This window comes from Segeticoccus rhizosphaerae, from assembly GCF_009192725.1.
Classification (GTDB): Bacteria; Actinomycetota; Actinomycetes; order Actinomycetales; family Dermatophilaceae; genus Segeticoccus; species Segeticoccus rhizosphaerae.
The window spans coordinates 1-3,885 of record NZ_VOHR01000339.1 but is presented as its reverse complement, the minus strand read 5'-3'; the positions used below and the strand labels follow the sequence as shown (position 1 = coordinate 3,885).

The window sequence follows — 3,885 nt, the reverse complement described above, 5'->3', positions numbered from 1 at the left end:
CAGGCGTTCGCAGCCGAGCGGCAGCGCGAGGAGCGCCGCCGGCGGGCACAGGAGGCGCCGGAGGCGGCACGGCACCCGTGGAGGCAACTGCTCCACCTGCGGCCGGTCCTGCCGCGGTGACCGCGGGACAACGCTTCGCAGCACGACACCGGCCCGGGCCGCCTCAGGCGGCCTGGGCCAGTGCCACGCAACCGGTGGCCGTCATGAGCAGCAGCACGAGCCAGCGGAAGAGCCGCGGCGAGATCAGGCGGAACACCCGGTCACCGAGAAACCATCCGACCAGGACGCCCGGGACACCCGCGGCGGCGGCCACGAGCGCATGGGTGGACAGCTGCCCGATGATGACGAAGCCGGCGATCGCGAACATGTCCTGGACGAAGAACGCCGCCTGGAGGGTCGCGCGGAAGGTATGTGGTGTCAGGCGCATCGCCTGAAATGTCGCCACGAGAGGGGGGCCGTTCATCCCGGTCGAGGTCAGCAGCGCTCCGCTCAGCCACCCGGCCGCCAGCGTGGAGCTGGTGCGGGGTTCGAGCCGCAGGCCCCGGGCCAGGATGACGACCGAAACCAGCACCATGCCGCCGATGAGCAGGGACAGGGTGCGGACGCTGGCGAGCTTCAGCGCGAGCAGGCCGACCGGCATACCGACGACTCCCGCCACGGTGACCAGCCGCATGGTCCGCCACTGCACGTGACGACGCTCGCGGATCCCCGCGACCAGGGTGAGGAACGCCGCGAGCATGGTGATCGCCACGATCGCGAGCCGGGAGTCGGACCACAGCGCCAGCAGCGGGATCGACACCATCGCGAAGCCGAATCCGGTGACGGCCTGCGCCAGGCCGGCCAACACCGCCACCAGGGCGGCGGCGACGGCGATCTGCAGCATTCGCCTACTCAACACCACCGGGGACCCGCTGCGGGCGCCCGGTCCCGGGCACGATCAGGCTGCCGCATTCTTGCGTGGGCGGCCGCGGCCGCGCTTGCTGGCGACGACGGATCCGTTGACCAGCAGCTGGCCGCCCCACACACCCCATGGCTCGCTCCGCTCGACCGCCCCGGCCAGGCAGGCGTCGCGCAGTGGGCAGAAGCCGCAGAGCGACTTGGCCAGCTCGACGTCGGCGGGGCGCTCGGCAAACCACAGCTCGGCGTCGTGGTCCTGGCAGGGTATGCCGGTGCGAGCGCCGTGGTGGGGGTGGTGTCCTGCCCGGGCGGCTCGGGCCGCTGACAGCTGCATGCTGACTCCTGGTCTCGTGGTGTGCCCTCCACGGTGGCGCCCTGAGGTGCCCTACCGGATCGGTCAGATGCCTTATCTCCGGGTCGAGGGCCGTCCTATGAGCCTTAGACCGGCCGGGGCGCGGTTTCTCACCGCGCGTGCTGGACGTCGCTCGGCAGGCAGGCAATCGGCAGGCAGGCAACGGGCAGGGCGCACCGCGCTCAGGAGAGGGTGGTCGACCAGCGCTCCTCGATCCGGCCGAAGTGCCAGATCGCGAGGGCCAGGGCCCAGGAGAGGACGAAGAGCAGCACGATCGCGTAGCCCGCTTCGTCGAGCGGAATGTGCGCGATGGCCGCGATCGGGCCGGACCTGATGTGGGCCTGGTCGGCGAGCACGCCGATCAGCTCGATGGAGCCGATGATCAGGGCCACCGCCACGGAGACTCCGGTGATGGTGATGTTGTAGAAGACCTTGCGCACCGGGCGGGCGAACGCCCAGCCGTAGGCGGCGTTCATGAAGACGCCGTCGACGGTGTCCATCAGACACATCGCCGCGGCGAACAGGACCGGCAGCACGAGGATCGTCCAGAACGGCAGGCTGAATGCCGCGGCCCCACCGGCGAGGACCAGCAGCCCGACCTCGGTGGCGGTGTCGAAACCGAGGCCGAAGAGCAGGCCGACCGGGTAGATGTGCCAGGGCTTGCGCACCGACTTGGTCAACCCGCCGAGGAACCGGTTCATGAAGCCGCGCTGGGCCAGGCGTGCCTCGAGCTCCTCCTCGTCGAAGTCCCCGTGTCGCATCCTGCGGAAGACCTTCACGATGCCGAGCAGCACCGCGAGGTTGAGGAGCCCGAGGATCCACAGGAAGATGCCGGAGACCGAGGCGCCGATGACGCCCGTGACCGAGTGCAGGCCGGACGACCCGTTCTCGACCGGCCCCGCCAGCGCCTTGACTCCCACGGCGAAGAGGAACGCGAGCGCGAACACGATGGTCGAGTGGCCGAGGGAGAACCAGAAGCCCACCGAGAGCGGCTGGCGGCCCACTCCGCTCTCGTCGCGGTCGGCCATCAGCTTGCGGGTGGTGTTGTCAACCGCGGCGATGTGGTCGGCATCGAAGGCGTGCCGCAACCCGAAGGTGTAGGCGAGCAGGCCCACCCCGACGGTGAACACGGGGTGCGCCCCGCCGAGGTGGTAGTGCTGGGGGACGACCAGACCCAGGAGCACGCCGAAGCCGACGACGTGGAGCGCGAGGATGACACCCGTCATCCCGAGGAGGCTGCGACGGTCGGTGCGGCTCAGACTGCGCCGGAAGTCGGCGACGCGGGACGTCGTCCGATGGAGCTGTTGCGCTTTCCGCGTCTCGCAGGTCTGCTCTGCCACGACTGCTCCTCCACGGGAGGCCCGGCGAGCTCCCGCAGTTGCGAGGCTATCGCAATAGCGCAAGATCCGTCACCGCGTGGGCGGTCTGTGCAAGCAGACGTCGATATGACGGGTCAGGGCGCGTGCGCCCGGAGCCGGGCCCGGTGGGCCGCCGCCTTGACCCGGCTCTGGCACCGGGTCGAGCAGAAGCGCCGGCCCGCGTTGCGGCTGGAGTCGACGAAGACCCGGTCGCAGTCGGGCGCGGTGCAGACGCCGAGCCGTCCGGCCAGGTCGCTGCCGATCGCGAGGGCGAGCCCGGCGGCGATGCCCGCGGCCCAGCCTCGCTCGAAGCTGTCGTCCGGACCGTGGAAGTGCAACCGGAACGGGCCTTGCTCGGGGCCGTCCAATCGGGGCCGCGGCGCAGTCTGCTCGATGAGCGCGTTGACGAGTGCGGCCGCGGCGGGGAGGTCTTCCTGCTCGGTGGAGACGAAGACCGGCCGCACCCGCCGGGCAAGATCGGCCATCGCGGTCGCCTCGGCACGGCTCGGGTGGCGGCGGTAGTCGTCCGTGCGCACGGCCTCGGCGACGACCTCGCGCAGGGCCGGCCCCTCCGGCACGGTCACCGGCCGACCGCCGTCCAGACCGGGGGTCAAGGCGTTGACGAGCGATGTCGTGACGGTGAGCAGACGCCATACGTGACTGTCGAACTCCACTTGACCAGTCACCCTCGCCCTCGGTACGGTCCACCGGTGCGTGACCGGCAAACAGATGGACAGCAGTCATCGCTCAGTCTAGCCGCAACCTGCCGGGCACGGCGCCCGCCCCGCGCCCTGGTGGTGCTCGTGGTCGCGCGGTGCGTCAACCGGCTGGGTGGGTTCAGCATGGCCTTCCTCGGGGTCCACCTGACGCAGGACCTCGGTGCCGCCTTGCGCACGACGGGGCTGGTGCTGACGGTGTTCGGCCTCGGCACGATCCCCTCGCGGCTGTTCGGCGGAGCGCTGTCGGACCGACCTGGTGGCAGCCGAGCAGCTGCCCTCGGCCTACGCGCTGGTCTGGGGATCCCTTGCGGTGGCGGGCGTTTTGGCCGGGCTGATCGCGGCCGCGACGACTGCCACCGTCGGCCTTCCGTGGTTGTTCGTGATCGATGCCCTGACCTGCCTGCTCTGCGCCGCCCTCGTGACGTGGCAGCTGCCCGAGACCCGGCCGGTCACAGCTGACACCGGCGCTGGCGCGTCGGTCCGCCCACCCGCTGGTATGCCGGGCAACCGCGCCGCGCGCGCGATCTCACCCCGGGTGCGGGGCCCGCTGGCCCTGGCC

4 protein-coding genes and 1 pseudogene are annotated in these 3,885 nt (G+C 71.2%); 1 reads left to right on the top strand and 4 read right to left on the bottom strand.

The features are described from left to right. Positions 1 to 163: 163 nt before the first annotated feature. The 4 genes from FRW57_RS18605 to FRW57_RS18590 form a co-directional block, all read right to left on the bottom strand. Positions 164 to 883, bottom strand: a complete 720-nt coding sequence (locus FRW57_RS18605) for a sulfite exporter TauE/SafE family protein (RefSeq protein ID WP_137122822.1) — start codon at positions 881 to 883, stop codon at positions 164 to 166. Positions 884 to 937: 54 nt separating this feature from the next. Beyond that, on the bottom strand, positions 938 to 1,231 hold the full coding sequence (locus FRW57_RS18600; RefSeq protein WP_137122823.1) for a WhiB family transcriptional regulator: 294 nt from the start codon (positions 1,229 to 1,231) through the stop codon (positions 938 to 940). A 200-nt stretch (positions 1,232 to 1,431) separates the two neighbouring features. After that, positions 1,432 to 2,589, bottom strand: coding sequence for a Nickel transporter NicT (gene nicT, locus FRW57_RS18595; protein WP_238384806.1), 1,158 nt, complete (start codon positions 2,587 to 2,589; stop codon positions 1,432 to 1,434). 113 nt (positions 2,590 to 2,702) lie between these two features. After that, positions 2,703 to 3,281 (bottom strand): CGNR zinc finger domain-containing protein, encoded by a 579-nt coding sequence (locus FRW57_RS18590; RefSeq protein ID WP_152186715.1) that lies wholly within the window; start codon positions 3,279 to 3,281, stop codon positions 2,703 to 2,705. Between the two features lie 301 nt (positions 3,282 to 3,582). On the opposite strand from FRW57_RS18590, the pseudogene FRW57_RS18585 reads away from it, so the two are divergent. Beyond that, positions 3,583 to 3,885, top strand: a pseudogene (locus FRW57_RS18585) (hypothetical protein); the annotation flags it as partial.